The organism is Kocuria sp. CPCC 205260, from assembly GCF_040981045.1.
GTDB classification, from domain to species: Bacteria; Actinomycetota; Actinomycetes; order Actinomycetales; family Micrococcaceae; genus Kocuria; species Kocuria palustris.
Genome location: NZ_JAVKPT010000121.1, coordinates 1 through 507, shown reverse-complemented (window position 1 = coordinate 507; position 507 = coordinate 1). Strand labels below are relative to the sequence as shown.

At 71.8% G+C, this 507-nt stretch carries 1 protein-coding gene; it reads left to right on the top strand.

Annotated features, from left to right (window positions below):
* The coding region (locus tag RF645_RS13510; RefSeq protein WP_368819296.1) for an IclR family transcriptional regulator C-terminal domain-containing protein at positions 1 to 354 on the top strand (354 nt) is incomplete at its 5' end.
* Between the last annotated feature and the right edge of the window lie 153 nt (positions 355 to 507).

Genomic DNA, 507 nt, shown 5'->3' with positions numbered 1-507 from the left:
GCGGGACTCGCGATCCCCGGTCACCTACCCCCGGACCAATTGGAGACCGCCCTCGCGGACACCCGGGAGGAGCGGACGCGCCTCGGTCCACAGCACGACGACGCTCACGTCCGCCGCCTCGTCGCCCAGGTCCGGGAGGACGGCTGGTCCCTGAACCCCGGACGTATTGTGGAGGGCTCGTGGGGCATGGCGGCCGCGGTGTTCGACGCGACCGGCCAACCCCGCTACGCACTCTCCCTGACGGGGATCGAACCCCGGTTCACCGCGGAACGCAGACCCCGCCTCGGGGCGGCTTTGCTGGACCAGGCCCACAGGCTCTCCACGGCGCTGCGCGCGGGGGCCACGACCGTGTGAACCGGACGCAGCGGCGTCGTCCCGTACCGTCAGACCCCGCGTCCTCGCACCCCGGAACATCTGTGCCCCGATACCGCACGCGTTGTGCGACTGCGGGTGTTTTTCCGGGACGCAGATGTTCGGGCCCTTGGCCGGAGAGGGGCCGTGGAACGC